General features: G+C 72.4%; 12 protein-coding genes and 1 pseudogene. 2 read left to right on the forward strand and 11 right to left on the reverse strand.

The genetic code is table 11. The features are described from left to right. The first annotated feature begins 58 nt into the window (after positions 1–58). Positions 59–1,264: a D-alanyl-D-alanine carboxypeptidase family protein gene (locus ACWCRJ_RS40960; RefSeq protein WP_450944064.1), complete on the forward strand. Its 1,206-nt coding sequence runs from the start codon at positions 59–61 to the stop codon at positions 1,262–1,264. Here ACWCRJ_RS40960 and ACWCRJ_RS40965 read toward each other — a convergent pair. From ACWCRJ_RS40965 to ACWCRJ_RS41015, 11 genes and pseudogenes are all read right to left on the reverse strand, one after another. After that, a pseudogene (locus ACWCRJ_RS40965) lies at positions 1,155–2,397 on the reverse strand (glycosyltransferase 87 family protein); the annotation flags it as partial. The gene ACWCRJ_RS40960 and the pseudogene ACWCRJ_RS40965 sit on opposite strands and share 110 nt — an antisense overlap. Further along, positions 2,394–3,782: a polyprenol phosphomannose-dependent alpha 1,6 mannosyltransferase MptB gene (mptB, locus tag ACWCRJ_RS40970; protein WP_450944084.1), complete on the reverse strand. Its 1,389-nt coding sequence runs from the start codon at positions 3,780–3,782 to the stop codon at positions 2,394–2,396. The pseudogene ACWCRJ_RS40965 and the gene mptB, both read right to left, overlap by 4 nt. A 126-nt stretch (positions 3,783–3,908) precedes the next feature. Then, positions 3,909–4,829, reverse strand: a complete 921-nt coding sequence (locus tag ACWCRJ_RS40975) for a glutaminase (protein WP_450944065.1) — start codon at positions 4,827–4,829, stop codon at positions 3,909–3,911. Further along, positions 4,829–6,244 (reverse strand): aspartate ammonia-lyase, encoded by a 1,416-nt coding sequence (aspA, locus tag ACWCRJ_RS40980; protein WP_450944066.1) that lies wholly within the window; start codon positions 6,242–6,244, stop codon positions 4,829–4,831. Before aspA ends, ACWCRJ_RS40975 begins: the two co-directional genes overlap by 1 nt. Before the next feature lie 247 nt (positions 6,245–6,491). Beyond that, on the reverse strand, positions 6,492–7,538 hold the full coding sequence (locus tag ACWCRJ_RS40985) for an asparaginase (protein WP_450944085.1): 1,047 nt from the start codon (positions 7,536–7,538) through the stop codon (positions 6,492–6,494). Positions 7,539–7,546: 8 nt separating this feature from the next. Beyond that, positions 7,547–8,995 carry an amino acid permease gene (locus tag ACWCRJ_RS40990; RefSeq protein ID WP_450944067.1) on the reverse strand — a complete coding sequence of 483 codons (1,449 nt, stop codon included), beginning with the start codon at positions 8,993–8,995 and terminating at the stop codon, positions 7,547–7,549. After that, the gene (locus tag ACWCRJ_RS40995) at positions 8,992–9,723 is read right to left on the reverse strand and encodes a FadR/GntR family transcriptional regulator (RefSeq protein WP_097250942.1); all 732 of its coding nucleotides are present in this window, start codon (positions 9,721–9,723) and stop codon (positions 8,992–8,994) included. The genes ACWCRJ_RS40990 and ACWCRJ_RS40995 overlap by 4 nt, the downstream gene beginning before the upstream one ends. Before the next feature lie 65 nt (positions 9,724–9,788). Next, complete coding sequence (locus ACWCRJ_RS41000; RefSeq protein WP_097250941.1) at positions 9,789–10,622, reverse strand: undecaprenyl-diphosphate phosphatase; 834 nt, start codon at positions 10,620–10,622, stop codon at positions 9,789–9,791. Positions 10,623–10,762: 140 nt separating this feature from the next. Further along, a complete protein-coding gene (gene crcB / locus ACWCRJ_RS41005; protein WP_450944068.1) occupies positions 10,763–11,137 on the reverse strand; it encodes a fluoride efflux transporter CrcB in 375 nt (124 codons plus the stop codon). After that, entirely contained in the window at positions 11,134–11,679 is a 546-nt protein-coding gene (gene crcB, locus ACWCRJ_RS41010) for a fluoride efflux transporter CrcB (RefSeq protein WP_450944069.1), read from the reverse strand. The genes crcB (ACWCRJ_RS41005) and crcB (ACWCRJ_RS41010) overlap by 4 nt, the downstream gene beginning before the upstream one ends. Positions 11,680–11,940: 261 nt before the next feature. Continuing rightward, positions 11,941–12,927 carry an SMP-30/gluconolactonase/LRE family protein gene (locus ACWCRJ_RS41015; protein ID WP_450944070.1) on the reverse strand — a complete coding sequence of 329 codons (987 nt, stop codon included), beginning with the start codon at positions 12,925–12,927 and terminating at the stop codon, positions 11,941–11,943. A 110-nt stretch (positions 12,928–13,037) separates the two neighbouring features. On the opposite strand from ACWCRJ_RS41015, the gene ACWCRJ_RS41020 reads away from it, so the two are divergent. Further along, a complete protein-coding gene (locus ACWCRJ_RS41020) occupies positions 13,038–13,871 on the forward strand; it encodes a hypothetical protein (protein ID WP_450944071.1) in 834 nt (277 codons plus the stop codon). The last annotated feature ends 8 nt before the right edge of the window (positions 13,872–13,879 follow it).

Here is a 13,879-nt window from a genome sequence, read left to right on the forward strand (position 1 = left end):
TCCGTGCGCTCGGCCCTGGCATCCCGGAGTCGGACACGCCTATTCCTACGTTTGCGGTATGACCATCGGATTCTCATCCCGTGTCCTCCGGCTTGCCCGTGTCCCCCATCTTGCCCGTGTCGCCGTCTGCCTCTCGGCCGTCTGTGCGCTCGGAACCCTGGCCGCCGTGACGAACCCGGAAGAGGCCGGGCGTCCGGCAGGGACGGACCGGCCGGACGCCAAGGCCGCGCAGGAGACGCCGTCACTGTTCCGGCGGGGGACACAGGTGCGGCCACGGGCCGGAGCGCCCCGGGCGCCGCAGGACATCTCCGCGGTGTCGTGGCTGGTGGCCGACGCCGACAGCGGCGACGTGCTCGCCGCGCACGACGCGCACCGCAGACTGCCGCCCGCGAGCACACTGAAGACCCTGTTCGCCCTGACCGTGCTGCCGGGGCTGCCGGCGGGCCTGAGACACACCGTCGAGAGCGAGGAACTGGCGGGCATCGGCGCCGGGAGCAGCCTGGTCGGTATCAAGGAGAACCGCACGTACACCGTCGCCGATCTGTGGCGCGGGGTCTTCCTCAGCTCGGGCAACGACGCCGTACGCGTCCTGGCGTCCCTCAACGGCGGCTGGAAGGCCACCGCCCGGCAGATGCAGGACAAGGCCCGCGCCCTGGGCGCCCGGGACACCCGTGTCGTCTCGCCCGACGGGTACGACGCCCCCGGCCAGGTGTCCTCCGCCTACGACCTGGCGGTGTTCGGGCGGGCCGGGCTGCGCAACGCGGAGTTCGCCGGGTACTGCGCCACGGCCACCGCGAAGTTCCCCGCGGGCAACTGGTCGTACGGCATCCAGAACACCAACCGGCTGCTCACCGGTGCCGGGGTCGAGCGCTATCCCGGGCTGATCGGCGTCAAGAACGGCTACACCACCAACGCGGGCAACACCCTGATCGCCGCCGCGAAGCGGGGCGGCCGCACCCTGGTGGTGACGGTGATGCGCCCCGAGTCGGGCGGCGGCCACGCCGTATACGAGGAGGCACGCTCCCTGCTCGACTGGGGTTTCCGGGCCGCCGGGCGCGTCGACGCCGTGGGGTCGCTGCTTCCACCGCGCCCGGCGGCGGCTCCTCAGGCCGGCCCCGGGCCGCTATCCGTCCGCGAGGAGAAGGACGCGGTCACCGACCCCGGCTGGCCGCTGGCGGGCGCGATCACCGGCGCGGCCGGACTCGGCGCCGCGTCCGTGGCACTGGCCCTGCGGCTCAGGAACGGCCGGCTCCCCCGGGGCTGACCGACCGGCAGCCACAGCAGCAGTCCCAGCGTGATCCACACATAGGTGTTGCTGCCGACGAAGCCGCCGAGTCCCGACGCGTCGTCGAACCACAGCCACACGACGCTGCTGCACAGCACCGCGTACAGCGCCGCCGTGAGCGGCAGCAGCCGGCGGTGTCCCAGCAGGACGGCGAAGGACGGCAGCAGCCAGACCAGATGGTGCACCCAGGTGATCGGGCTGACCAGACACGCGGTCAGCCCGGTGAGGGCGAACGCGGCCGTCCAGTCCTCGGTGCGTACGGCCGCGCGGACCCGCCACACCCACACGCACAGCACCACCAGCACGAGGAACACCCAGAGGGCGCGGCTCGGTTCGTGCGGGGCAGCGAGCCGGGCCAGGACTCCTTGCAGCGACTGGTTGGAGACGTAGTCCAGGCGGCCGATGCGGCCGGTGTCCCACAGGGCCTCGGTCCAGTAGAAGCGCGAGGCGGCCGGGGCGATCCAGGCCGCCGCCGCGGTGGCGGCCGCGGCGACGGCGGTCGCGAGCCCGGCGGCCCGCCACCGCCGGGCGAGCAGCAGCAGAACGATGAAGATCGCGGGGGTCAGTTTGACCGCCGCCGCCAGGCCGATGCCGACACCCGCCCAGCGGCCCCGGCCGGTGGCCAGCAGCCAGGCGTCGGTGAGCACCAGGGCCAGCAGCACGAGGTTCACCTGGCCGAAGCTGAAGGTGTCGCGCAGCGGCTCGAACAGGGCGAGCGCGCAGAGGGCCAGCGAGATACCGAACCAGCCGTGGCGGCGCGCCAGCGGCCCGGCCAGCACGTACAGGACGGCCGCGAGCGCCGCCAGATTCAGCGCCAGGCACAGCGCGATCGCCGTGCGCAGGCCGGTCACTGCCATCGGGAGCATCGCGACGGCCGCGAACGGCGGATAGGTGAAGCCGTAGGTCGTCCCCGGCACCACGTAGTCGTAGAGACGGCCGTCGTGATGGACCCAGGAATCGATGGCACCGTGGTAGACGCGCAGGTCGAACCAGTCGCGCAGCAGCGGGACGGTCGCGGTGAACACGGTGATCGCGACGGCCGACGCGAGGACGAGGAGGAGGCGGGCGCGATCGGAGCGCGGCCCGTGGCTCGGGTGTCGCGGTTCGCTCATGCCGTACGCCCCAGGACCGGTGCGCGGGAGCCCAGTTCCGCCTGCCACAGCACGACCAGCGCGAGCACTCCCCCGCACACCGCCAGCACGATCTGCTCGGTGTCCGCCGCGTAGCCGCTCGGCAGGACGACGAGCGCGAGCACCCCGCTGACGGCCACGGCCCGGCGCTGCACGGACACGTCCCGGGCGGCCGCGGCGATGAGGAACAGCCCCCACAGCGCGTACCAGGGGCGGACGGCCGGGCCCAGCGCGGCCACCGCCGCCAGGCTGAGGCCGAGCGCGTACACCGGGCCGGGTCTCAGCCGGAGCCAGACGAACAGCACGACGGCGAGGGTCAGCAGCAGTCCGGCCGTGCGCCAGGCCGGGAGGGCGAGGGGGGCCAGGTCGCTGCCGAGGTCGTGCAGCAGGGTGCCGGTGGCGCGGCCGAGGACGCTGGTGGGCGACCAGTTCTGCGGGGAGACCGGGGTGCGCAGGGCGGCGATCCAGCCGTATCCGGTGCCGGTCAGGGCGGTGACGGCGGCCGTGGTGGCCGTCGCGACGGCCAGTGCCGCGGCGGTCGTGCGCAGCCGGCCGGAGCGGCCGCGCATCATGACGACCGCCGGCAGGCCGAGCGCGGCGGGTGCCTTGACCAGCGCGGCGAGAGTGACGAGGACGACGCCGAGGAGGAACCAGCGGCCCCGCGCGAGCGCCAGTCCGACGCCGAGCAGCCCCAGCATCAGCGCGTCGTTGTGGGCCCCGGCCACCAGGTGCAGGAGTACGAGCGGGTTGAGCGCGCCCAGCCAGAGGGCGACGGCCGGGTCGGCTCCGCCGTGCCGGGCCAGGCGGGGCAGCGCCACGGCCATCAGGGCCACCCCGAGCAGCGCGATCAGACGCATCCCGATGAGGCCGGCCGGTACCCGCCCCTCGGTGAGGCCGGACAGTGCGGAGGCCACGGCGAGGAAGACGGGGCCGTACGGGGTCGCGGTGTGCTGCCACATCGGGGCCACCTCGTCGGCGAGCGGGCCGCCGAGCCGGGCGGGTCCGTGCAGGTAGACGTCCATGTGCGCGTCGACCATGGCGCCCTGGGCGAGGTAGCTGTAGACGTCCCGGCTGAACAGCGGCGGTGCGAGCAGCAGGGGTGCCGCCCAGACGGCCAGCACGAGGAGCAGGGCGCGCGGGGTCGGCGGTTCGGGGCCTCGGATCACCTTCCCCAGCAGTGCCCAGGCGGCGGTCAGCAGGACGACGCCGAAGTAGACGCCGACCAGACCCAGCGCGCCGCGTCCGGAGGTCGGCGCGAGGAGGTCCTGGACCGGCAGGGCGCCGGCGGTCTCACCCCCCAGGGCGAGGAAGGCGGTTCCGGCCAGGCCGAGCGCCTGGCAGCGGCGGAGGTCGACGGGGAAAGCGATGGCCAACACGCGTTCAGCGTGCCGACACCGGGTGGCGCGGAGACGACGCGGCGCCTTCCTGACGGGTACCGGGACGTGACCATGAGGGCGCCCCGGCCGGTCAGGTCGGCAGATACCGGTCGGGGTTCAGAACACGGACAGTCCCGTCAGGGTCGTGAACCGGTCCAGCGCCGCCACTCCCGCCACCGAGTTGCCCCGCTCGTCCAGTCCCGGACTCCACACGCACAGCCCGCAGCGGCCCGGGACGACGGCGATGATCCCGCCGCCCACACCGCTCTTGCCGGGCAGGCCGACGCGGTAGGCGAACTCCCCGGCCGCGTCGTAGGTCCCGCAGGTGAGCATCACGGCGTTGACCTGTTTGGCCTGGCTGCGCGTCAGGAGCCGGGTGCCGTCGGCGCGGACTCCGTGGCGGGCCAGGAAGGTGGACGCGAGGGCGAGGTCGGCGCAGGAGGCCGTGAGGGAACACTGGCGGAAGTACTGGTCGAGGAGGGCGGGTACGGGGTTGTCGATGTTGCCGTACGACGCCATGAAGTGGGCGAGCGCCGCGTTGCGGTCGCCGTGGGCCGTTTCGGAGGCGGCGATCTCCGTGTCGAAGTCCAGGTCCGGGTTCCCGCTCTCCGACCGCAGGAAGGAGAGCAGCTCACCGGCCGCGTCGCCGGTACGGGTGTGGAGTCGGTCGGTGACGACGAGCGCGCCCGCGTTGATGAACGGGTTGCGCGGGATGCCGCTCTCGTACTCCAGCTGGACCAGGGAGTTGAAGGGGTTGCCGGAGGGCTCGCGGCCCACGTGCTCCCAGAGGGCGTCACCCTCGCGGGCCAGGTCGAGGGCGAGGGTGAAGACCTTGGTGATGGACTGCGTGGAGAACGGCTCGCGCCAGTCCCCCACGCCGTACACCGAGCCGTCGAGTTCCGCGACGGCCATGCCGAAGCGGCGCGGATCGCGGGCCGCGAGAGCCGGGATGTAGTCGGCCGGCCGACCGCGGCCCGGGGTCCGTTCGATCTCCTCGGCGATGCGTTCCAGCACCGCCTGGTAGGTGGGCGCCCCCATCAGACGAGGGGGGTGCCGCTGCCCGCGAGCACCTCGGGCCGCAGCAGTTCCCGGAGCCGTTCGGCGGGCAGCAGGCCCTTCTCCTGGACGAGTTCGGCCACGCCCCGGCCGGTGGCGAGGGCCTCCTTGGCGATGTCGGTGGCCGCCGAGTAGCCGATGTACGGGTTGAGGGCGGTCACCAGGCCGATGGAGTTCTCCACGCTCGCGCGCAGCGCCTCGGTGTTGGCGGTGATGCCGTCCACGCACCGCTCGGCCAGCGTCAGGCAGGCGGCCCGCAGATGGGTGAGGGACTCCGACAGGGAGTGCAGGATGATCGGTTCGAAGGCGTTGAGCTGGAGCTGCCCGGCCTCGGCGGCCATGGTGATGGCGACGTCATTGCCGATGACCTCGAAGGCGACCTGGTTGACGACCTCGGGGATGACCGGGTTGACCTTGCCGGGCATGATCGACGAACCGGCCTGCACCGGCGGCAGGTTGATCTCGTTCAGGCCCGCGCGCGGGCCGGAGGACAGCAGCCGCAGGTCGTTGCAGGTCTTGGAGAGCTTCACCGCGACCCGCTTGAGCACACCCGACATCTGCACGAACGCGCCGCAGTCCTGGGTGGCCTCGACCAGGTTGGCGGCGGTGACCAGCGGCAGTCCGGTGATAGCGGCGAGGTGGCGGCGGGCCGACTCGGCGTATCCGGCGGGGGCGTTGAGGCCGGTACCGATGGCGGTCGCCCCGAGGTTGATCTCGTGGACCAGCTTCACGGCCTCCGCGAGACGGGACCGGTCCTCGTCCAGCATGACGGCGTACGACGAGAACTCCTGGCCCAGCGTCATGGGCACCGCGTCCTGGAGCTGGGTGCGTCCCATCTTCAGCACGTCACGGAACTCGACCGCCTTGCGGGCGAAGGAGTCCTGGAGCACCGCCATCGCCCGGAGCAGCTCGCGCACGGCGTAGACGGTCGCGATCTTCACGGCGGTCGGATAGACGTCGTTGGTGGACTGGCCGAGGTTGACGTCCTCGTTGGGGTGCAGGTGCCCGTACTCGCCCCTGGCGTGGCCCAGCAGTTCCAGCGCCCGGTTGGCGATGACCTCGTTGGCGTTCATGTTGGTGGAGGTGCCGGCGCCGCCCTGGATCACGTCGACGACGAACTGGTCGTGCAGCTTGCCGTCACGGATCTCCCGGCAGGCCTCGACGATGGCGGCGGCCTTCTCGGGGGCGAGCAGACCCAGTTCCTCGTTGGCGCGGGCGGCGGCCTCCTTCACGGCGGCCAGGGCGTCGATCAGGTGCGGGTAGGCGGAGATCGGGGTGCCGGTGATGGGGAAGTTCTCCGTGGCGCGCAGGGTGTGGACGCCCCAGTACGCGTCGGCGGGGACGTCACGGTCTCCGAGCAGATCGTGCTCACTGCGGGTCGCTGCGGCGGCGGTCATGGTGGTGGGAGCCTTCTTTCGTGACGTGCGGGTGGGTGGGTGAGCGGGTCGTTGGGTGGGTTGCCGGGTGCGGGCGGGTGCGTGGGGGCTTCTCGCGCAGTTCCCCGCGCCCCTTGAGGGCCGCAGGCCCTGACGGGCCTGCGGCCCTTTCGGGCCGAAAAGCAGGGGCGCAGCCCCGCTTTTTCAGGGGCGCGGGGAACTGCGCGAGAAGCCCCACCGGGCCGGAAGCCGACAACGCCCCCGACCGTCAGGGCAGACGCGGCATCGGATCCAACGCCCGGACCGCACTGACACGACCGACCGCACGCCCACCCCCGAGCAGAACCTCACCCGCGAAGTCGACGAGAGCCTCGGGCGCGACCCCGGCCCGCACGAGCGCCGCCGCCGTCACCGGCACCCGCGCCCGGTTCGCGCCGTCGGCGATCTTCACGGCGACGGCCCGGCCGTCCGGGAGAGCGGCGGCCTGGACGCCCTCGAAACCGTCCTTGGTGAGCAGTCCGGGCACGGCCCGCATCAGCTCGGCCACGTCGCGTCCGGCCCCGGACGCCATCTCGGGGTGCGCGCGCATGGCGTCGGCGACCGTCCGCTCGGGCGTGCCCTCGGCGGCGGTGGTGATCCGGGCGAGGGCGCGGGCCAGGCCGTGCAGGGAGACGGAGAAGAGAGGGGCGCCGCAGCCGTCGACGGTCACCTGGGCGATGGCCTGCCCGGTGAGATCCTCGACGATCTCGGCGATGGCCTGCTGCAACGGGTGGGCCGGGTCGAGGTAGGTCTCCAGGGACCAGCCGTTGAGCCGACAGGTGTACAGCATGGCCGCGTGCTTGCCGGAGCAGTTCTGCGCGAGCCGGGAGGGCTGCCTCCCCTCGCGTATCCACGCGTCCCGCACAGCCGGGTCGTACGGCATGTCGGTGACGTTGCGCAGGTCGTCCTCGGTCGCCCCGGCCAGCTCCAGGATCTGCCGGGCTCCGGCGAGGTGGCGTTCCTCGCCGGAGTGGCTGGCCGCGGTCAGGGACAGCAGCGCGCCGTCCAGCGGCAGTCCGGCGCGCAGCATCGCCACGGCCTGGACCGGCTTGAGCGCCGACCGGGGGTAGAACGCCGCCTCGATGTCGCCGAGTTGGAGTTCCACCTCCCCGTCGGCGCCCAGCACCACGACGGAGCCGTAGTGGATGCCCTCGATGACACCTCCGCGTACGAGGTGGGCGACGGGGGCGTGGAGCGGTTCCCGGATCGCGGGGGCCGCGGCCACCGGAGACGCAGGGATCGCCGCGGCGCCGGTGGTCGTGGGGTCGTACGTCACTGCCTGAATCACTTCTTCACTCCGGCCGACTGCTGGGCGACCCGGCGACGCACGCCGAACCATCCCGCGATCAGCGCCAACACGATGAGGGGGAGGCACAGCACGGTCGTGCGGCCCGCGCCGCCGTCCGCGTACATCAGGACGAGGACCGAGGCCAGGAAGAACAGGGTCACCAGTTCGGTCCACGGGGAGCCCGGCAGCCGGTAGCTCGGCCGGGTCAGCTCGCCCTTCTCGGTCTTCTGCCAGAACACCAGGTGACAGATCATGATCATGCCCCAGGTGCAGATGATGCCGATCGCGGCGAAGTTGAGCACGATCTCGAACGCGTCCGCGGGGACCACGAAGTTCAGCCCGACGCCGAGCACGCAGATACCGCTGGTGAGCAGGATGCCGCCGTAGGGGACCTGGTTGCGGCTCATCACGCCGGTGAACTTCGGGGCGGAGCCCGCCATCGCCATGGAGCGCAGGATGCGGCCGGTGGAGTACAGGCCCGAGTTGAGCGAGGACATGGCCGCGGTCATCACGACCAGGTTCATGATGCCGCCGGCCGCCGGGACGCCGATGTTGGAGAGCACCGTGACGAAGGGGCTCTCGCCGGCCTTGTACGAGGACCAGGGCAGCAGCATCGCGAGGAGCAGGACGGAGCCGACGTAGAACAGACCGACGCGCCACATGATCGAGTTGATCGCCTTCGGCATGATCTTCTCGGGGTTCTCGGTCTCGCCCGCCGCGACGCCGACCAGTTCGACGGAGGCGTAGGCGAAGACGACACCCTGGATGATCAGCAGCATGGGCAGCAGACCGTTGGGGAAGATGCCGCCGTTGTCGGTGATCAGGGACGGGCCGGGGGTGTGGCCGTCGACGGGCTGCTGGGTCACCAGCAGGAAGATGCCGATCAGCATGAAGGTGACGAGTGCGCCGACCTTGATGATCGCGAACCAGAACTCCAGTTCGCCGAACATCTTCACCGAGATCAGGTTCACGGCGAGGACGACCCCGAGGGCGACGAGCGCGATCACCCACTGGGGGATGTCGGAGAACATGCCCCAGTAGTGGGTGTAGAGGGCGACCGCGGTGATGTCGGCGATACCGGTGGTGGCCCAGTTCAGGAAGTACATCCAGCCGGCCGTGTACGCGCCCTTCTCGCCGAGGAACTCCCGGGCGTAGGACACGAAGGCGCCGGAGGAGGGCCGGTACAGGACCAGTTCGCCGAGGGCGCGGACGACGAGGAAGGCGAAGACTCCGCAGACCGCGTAGGCGATGAAGAGGGACGGGCCGGCGTCGACGAGACGGCCGCCGGCGCCGAGGAACAGGCCGGTGCCGATCGCTCCGCCGATGGCGATCATGTTGACGTGGCGGGACTTCAGGGACTTGCTGTAGCCGGCGTCTCCGGCGTCGACGTGGGCCGGGGACGTCCTGCTCTGTACGACGTCTTTGTCGAGGGACTGCTCGCTCACGCCTCGGGTCCGCCTTCCGTGGAACTCTCCGTGCGCGGGGGACGCACGATGTCGGTGAGGGTGGTCTCGACGCGGTCGAGGTGGTGGGACATGGCCTCCACCGCGTCGTGTTCGGAACCGTCGATCAGCGCCTCGACGATGGCCCGGTGCTCGCGGTTGGACTGCTCGCGCCGGCCGCCCAGCTCGTTGAGGAAGGCCGACTGGCGGGCCAGCGCGTCCCGGATCTCCTCGATCACCCGGCGGAACACCGGGTTCTGGGCGGCCTCGGCCACGGCCAGGTGGAAGAGGGAGTCCATCGCGACCCAGGCGGTGGTGTCGGTCTCCCGCTCCATCCGGTCCAGCAGATGGGCCAGGTGGTCCAGGTTCTCCGGGGTGCGCCGCACCGCCGCGTACCCGGCGACCGGGATCTCCACGTGCCGGCGCACCTCCAGCAGGTCGCTGGCCGTGAAGTCACCGAAGGTGGGGTCCTCGACGGCGTTCGCGATCACGAAGGTGCCCTTGCCGGTGCGGGACTGGGTCAGGCCCATCACCTGGAGCGCGCGGAGCGCCTCGCGGAGCACCGGACGGCTCACTTCGAGCTGCCGGCACAGCTCCGCCTCCGAGGGGAGCTTGTCCCCGATGGCGTACTTGCCGCGCTCGATGGCGTCGCGGAGGTGGGTGAGCACCGCTTCCATGGCGCTGACGCGCCGGGGTGCCGAGCCACCTGTCTGGCTGTCTGACAGGTTCACGGGGGTGATCCTGCGGGTGACGGAAGGGGGCTGTCAAGAGGTCAGGGATTCGATCTTCGAGCCGGTCAGCTCAGCCCGCCCGCGCCGAGCAGCCCGAAGAGGAGCACCCCGACGACGATCCGGTAGGCGACGAACACGTTGAAGGAGTGCCGGGTCACGAATTTCAGGAGCCACGCGACGGAGGCGTACGCGACCGCGAACGAGACGACGGTTCCGGCGATCAGCGGAGCCGCGCCCACCCCCGCGCCGAGGGCGTCCTTCAGCTCGTAGAGGCCCGCGCCGGTCAGGGCCGGTATGCCGAGGAAGAAGGAGAGCCGGGTCGCCGCGACCCGGTCGAGGTCGAGCAGCAGCGCGGTGGACATGGTGGCGCCGGAGCGGGAGAAGCCGGGGAAGAGCAAAGCGAGGATCTGCGAACCGCCGACGAGCATCGCGTCCCGGAACCGGGTGTCCTCCTCCGCGCGCCGGCGCCTGCCCACCTGTTCCGCGACCCACATCACACCGCTGCCGACGATCAGCGAACCGGCCACCACCCACAGCGAGGCGAGCGGCCCCTCGATGAGCGACCGGGCGGCGAGCCCCACGAGCACGATCGGGATCGTCGCCGCGATCACCCACCACGCGAACCGGTAGTCACGGTCCTGCCTCTCCCCCGCATGGCGGATCCCCCGGAACCAGGCGGAACCGATCCGCGCGATGTCCCGCCGGAAGTAGACGAGCACCGCCGCGATCGCGCCGACCTGGATCACCGCCGAGAACCCGACGACGGCCTTGTCGTCGACCTGGATCCCCATGAGCCCTTCGGTGATCTTCAGATGCCCGGTGGAGGACACCGGCAGGAACTCCGTCACCCCCTCCACCGCTCCGAGGACGACGGCCTGACCGACGCTGATGGTGCTCATGGGGTCCAGTTCTGCTCGGCGAGGGCATGCCTGACGGGGGCATGGCTGACGGGGGCATGGCTCAGGTGGGACCGGGCACGGGGTCACTGCGACCGTGATCGCGCCGAGGCAGTCGTACTACAGCCGGGTAAGGGCCGCGCTCAGGCCCAGAGAGCCCGCGCCACCGCCAGCCCCACGAAGACCGCGCCCAGGCCCGCCGTCACGCTCGCGACCACATTGGCGACGGCGAGCGGACGGGCGCCGTCCTGGGCCAGCCGCAGGGTCTCGTACGAGAAGGTCGAGTACGTGGTGAGCGCCCCGCACAGCCCGGTGCCGAGCAGAAGCCGCAGGTGGGAGTCGGCGGCGCCGGCCGCTACGGCGCCGGTGAGGGTGCCGAGGACCAGCGACCCGACGACATTGACGGCGAACGTCCCCCAGGGGAAGGCCGTGGCGTGCCGCGCCTGCACGGCACGGTCGGTGAGATAGCGCAGGGGCGCGCCGATCATTCCGCCGACGATGACGAGCACCCAGTTCACGACGACCTCTTACCTTTCTCACGGGTCGCGGCGGGTCCGGTCCGCAGCAGGCGGCGGGCCGTGGCAGCCGCGAGCCAAACCGCCGCGAGGGCGGCGAGGAGGGTCGCGGCGAGGTAGGCGAGGGCGGTGCCGGGACGGCCCTCCTCCATCAGGCGCTGGATGTCGACGGCGTACGTCGAGAAGGTGGTGAAGCCGCCGAGGACTCCCGTGCCGAAGAACGGCCGGACCAGACGGTGGACGGGCCGCCCCTCCGTGATCACGATCATGAACAGGCCGATCACGAAGCAGCCGGCGACGTTCACCCAGAACGTGGTCCAGGGAAAGCCGGCCGGGCCCGTGGGCCACAGGAGGGACGCGCCGTAGCGTGCCGTCGCGCCGATGCCGCCGCCGGCCGCCACGACCGCGACCACGGGTGCCTGCCCGTGCCAGGGGGCGGGACGGGGCGGATCGGCCACGGGGGCGTCGGGGGACAGCGCGGGCTCGGCCCCGTCCGGCGCGAGCGATCGGGGGGCTTCGGGTCCGTCGGGGTGCGGTACCGCCATGGGTGCGCGTCTCTCCTACTCGCCGGGGCCCGGCGTCCGCCGGGCGCGCTCCGTCGCAAGCAGGGACCGTTGGCGGCACGGTGCCGCGGTTCGGGTACGGCGGGCCCCACCGCCGCGCCGCGAGGGCGATCGCGGCCGGTCACCAGCCTAACGCGGCCGAACTTCGCCCCGCACCCGGCCGGCGCCGCGGGCCCCCGGGCCGCGTCGGCGCTCCCCCGGGCCGCGTCGGCGCTCCCCCGGGCCGTGGACCTGCGGTCGCCCTCAGGCCGCCTTCGCTGGCAGCTCGCACACCGCGACGCCCCGCTCCCACAGGCTCCCGAGGATCAGCCGTCCGTCGGCGACGCAGGCGGCGGTGACCATGCGGTAGCGGGACCGGCGATCGACGAGGGTGTGGACGACGTGCCCCTGGTCGTCGACCGCGACGACCCCGGCGAACCCGAGCGGCCGGAACGGCGCCCGCACCGCGACCCGGCTCGCGGCCCGCCGCACGGCGGGGCCCGCGCGGTGCAGACGGTCGAGAGCACCGATGCGCGGTCCCGCCAACGCCACCCACATCAGCCCGTCGGGCCCGCGCCACATGTTGTCGGGGGTACCCGGCAGATCCTCGACGAACGGCTCGCTCGTGCCCGCCCGCGCCCCGGTGAGGTGGACGCGCGTCAGCCGGCGGGCGCCCGTCTGCGCGACCACCAGGTAGGACTCGTCGGCGGAGGGCGCGAGGCCGTTGGCGAACTGGAGCCCCTCCAGGACGACTTCGGGAGTCCTCTCGCCCGGCGCGAGGCGCAGCAGCCGCCCGGTCCCGGTGTGTTCGACGATGTCACCGATCCACTGGTCAAGGGGGTAGCGGCGGCTGGAGACAGTGAAGTACACGGTCCCGTCGGAGAGCGCCACGACATTGCTGCAGAACCGCAGCCGCTCGCCGCCCGCCTCGTCGGCGAGCACCCGGACGGTGCCGTCGCCGGCGGTGACCCGCAGCAGCCCCCGCTCGGCGTCACACACCAACAGGTCGCCGTCCGGGAGGAGTTCGAGACCGAGCGGCCGGCCACCGGTCTCGGCGACCGTCACGACCCGCGCCCGCCCCGGTTCCGCGAGCCCGTCCACCCGCAGGACGCGTCCGTCCTCCACCCCGGTCAGCACCCGTCCGCGCTCGTCGACGATCACGTCCTCGGGTCCGCGCCCGCCGATCCCGACATACGCCGTCGCCCGGAGTCCGGCGCCCCGTGAGTCCGTGCCGCCCGCCACGCCCGTCATGTCCGCCTCCTGGTGTCCGCCCGCTGCCCCGCCGGTCCATCCTGGCAGGCGGCCGGGCCGCCCCAGGTGACCTCGGGTTAAGTTGGCCGTCACCGACCAGGGAGAGTGCCGTGCCCGCCCGCCCCCGCCTGCTGTACGTCACCGACCTCGCCTATCCGGCCCGCGGGCGGCGCTACTGCGACGAGGACGTCTTCCTCACCTCCCGGCTGCGCGCGGACTTCGACCTCGCCCTGTGCCACCCCCTGGACGCCGCGGCCCTGCTGGACGGCTTCGACGCGGTCGTGGTCCGCAACAGCGGGCCCGTCCTGCACCACCAGGAGGCGTACGACGCCTTCCGCGCGCGGGCGACGGCACTGGGCACCCCCGTCTACAACCCGCTGACCGGCCGCGCCGACATGGTCGGCAAGCAGTACCTGCTGGACCTGACCGAGGCCGGGTACCCGGTCATCCCGACCGTCGACAGGGCCGAGAACCGGGGGCGGCTGCCCGCGTCCGACAGGTACGCCGTCAAGCCGAGGGCGGGCGCGGACTCGATCGGTCTGCGCTTCGTGACCGGTGCCGAACTGGCGGGCCTGACCTGGGGCGACGACCTGGTGCAGCCACGCGTCGACTTCCGCTACGAGGTGTCCTTCTACTACGTCGACGACACCTTCCAGTACGCCCTGTACGCGCCGGACCCCGACCGCCGCTGGGTCCTGGAACCCTACGAGGCCTCGGCGGCCGATCTCGCCTTCGCCCGGCGCTTCGTCGACTGGAACACCCTCGACCACGGCATCCAGCGGGTGGACGCGTGCCGTACCCGGGACGGCGACCTCCTCCTGGTGGAGCTGGAGGACCTCAACCCCTACCTCTCCCTGGACCGTGTGCCCGAGCCGGTCCGGGACGCCTTCGTCGCCGCCATGACCGCCTCGCTCCACGGCTTCCTGGGCACGGCCGGCGACTGAACGGCCGA

This window comes from Streptomyces sp. NPDC002324, assembly GCF_053593335.1.

Excerpts from the sequence above, each read along its gene's own strand:
- ACWCRJ_RS41000 (WP_097250941.1), bottom strand. The coding sequence starts at position 10,622 with ATGAGCACCATCAGCGTCGGTCAGGCCGTCGTCCTCGGAGCGGTGGAG.
- ACWCRJ_RS41015 (WP_450944070.1), bottom strand. The coding sequence starts at position 12,927 with ATGACGGGCGTGGCGGGCGGCACGGACTCACGGGGCGCCGGACTCCGG.
- ACWCRJ_RS40975 (WP_450944065.1), bottom strand. The coding sequence starts at position 4,829 with ATGGGGGCGCCCACCTACCAGGCGGTGCTGGAACGCATCGCCGAGGAG.
- aspA (WP_450944066.1), bottom strand. The coding sequence starts at position 6,244 with ATGACCGCCGCCGCAGCGACCCGCAGTGAGCACGATCTGCTCGGAGAC.
- crcB (WP_450944069.1), bottom strand. The coding sequence starts at position 11,679 with ATGGCGGTACCGCACCCCGACGGACCCGAAGCCCCCCGATCGCTCGCG.
- ACWCRJ_RS40960 (WP_450944064.1), top strand. The coding sequence starts at position 59 with ATGACCATCGGATTCTCATCCCGTGTCCTCCGGCTTGCCCGTGTCCCC.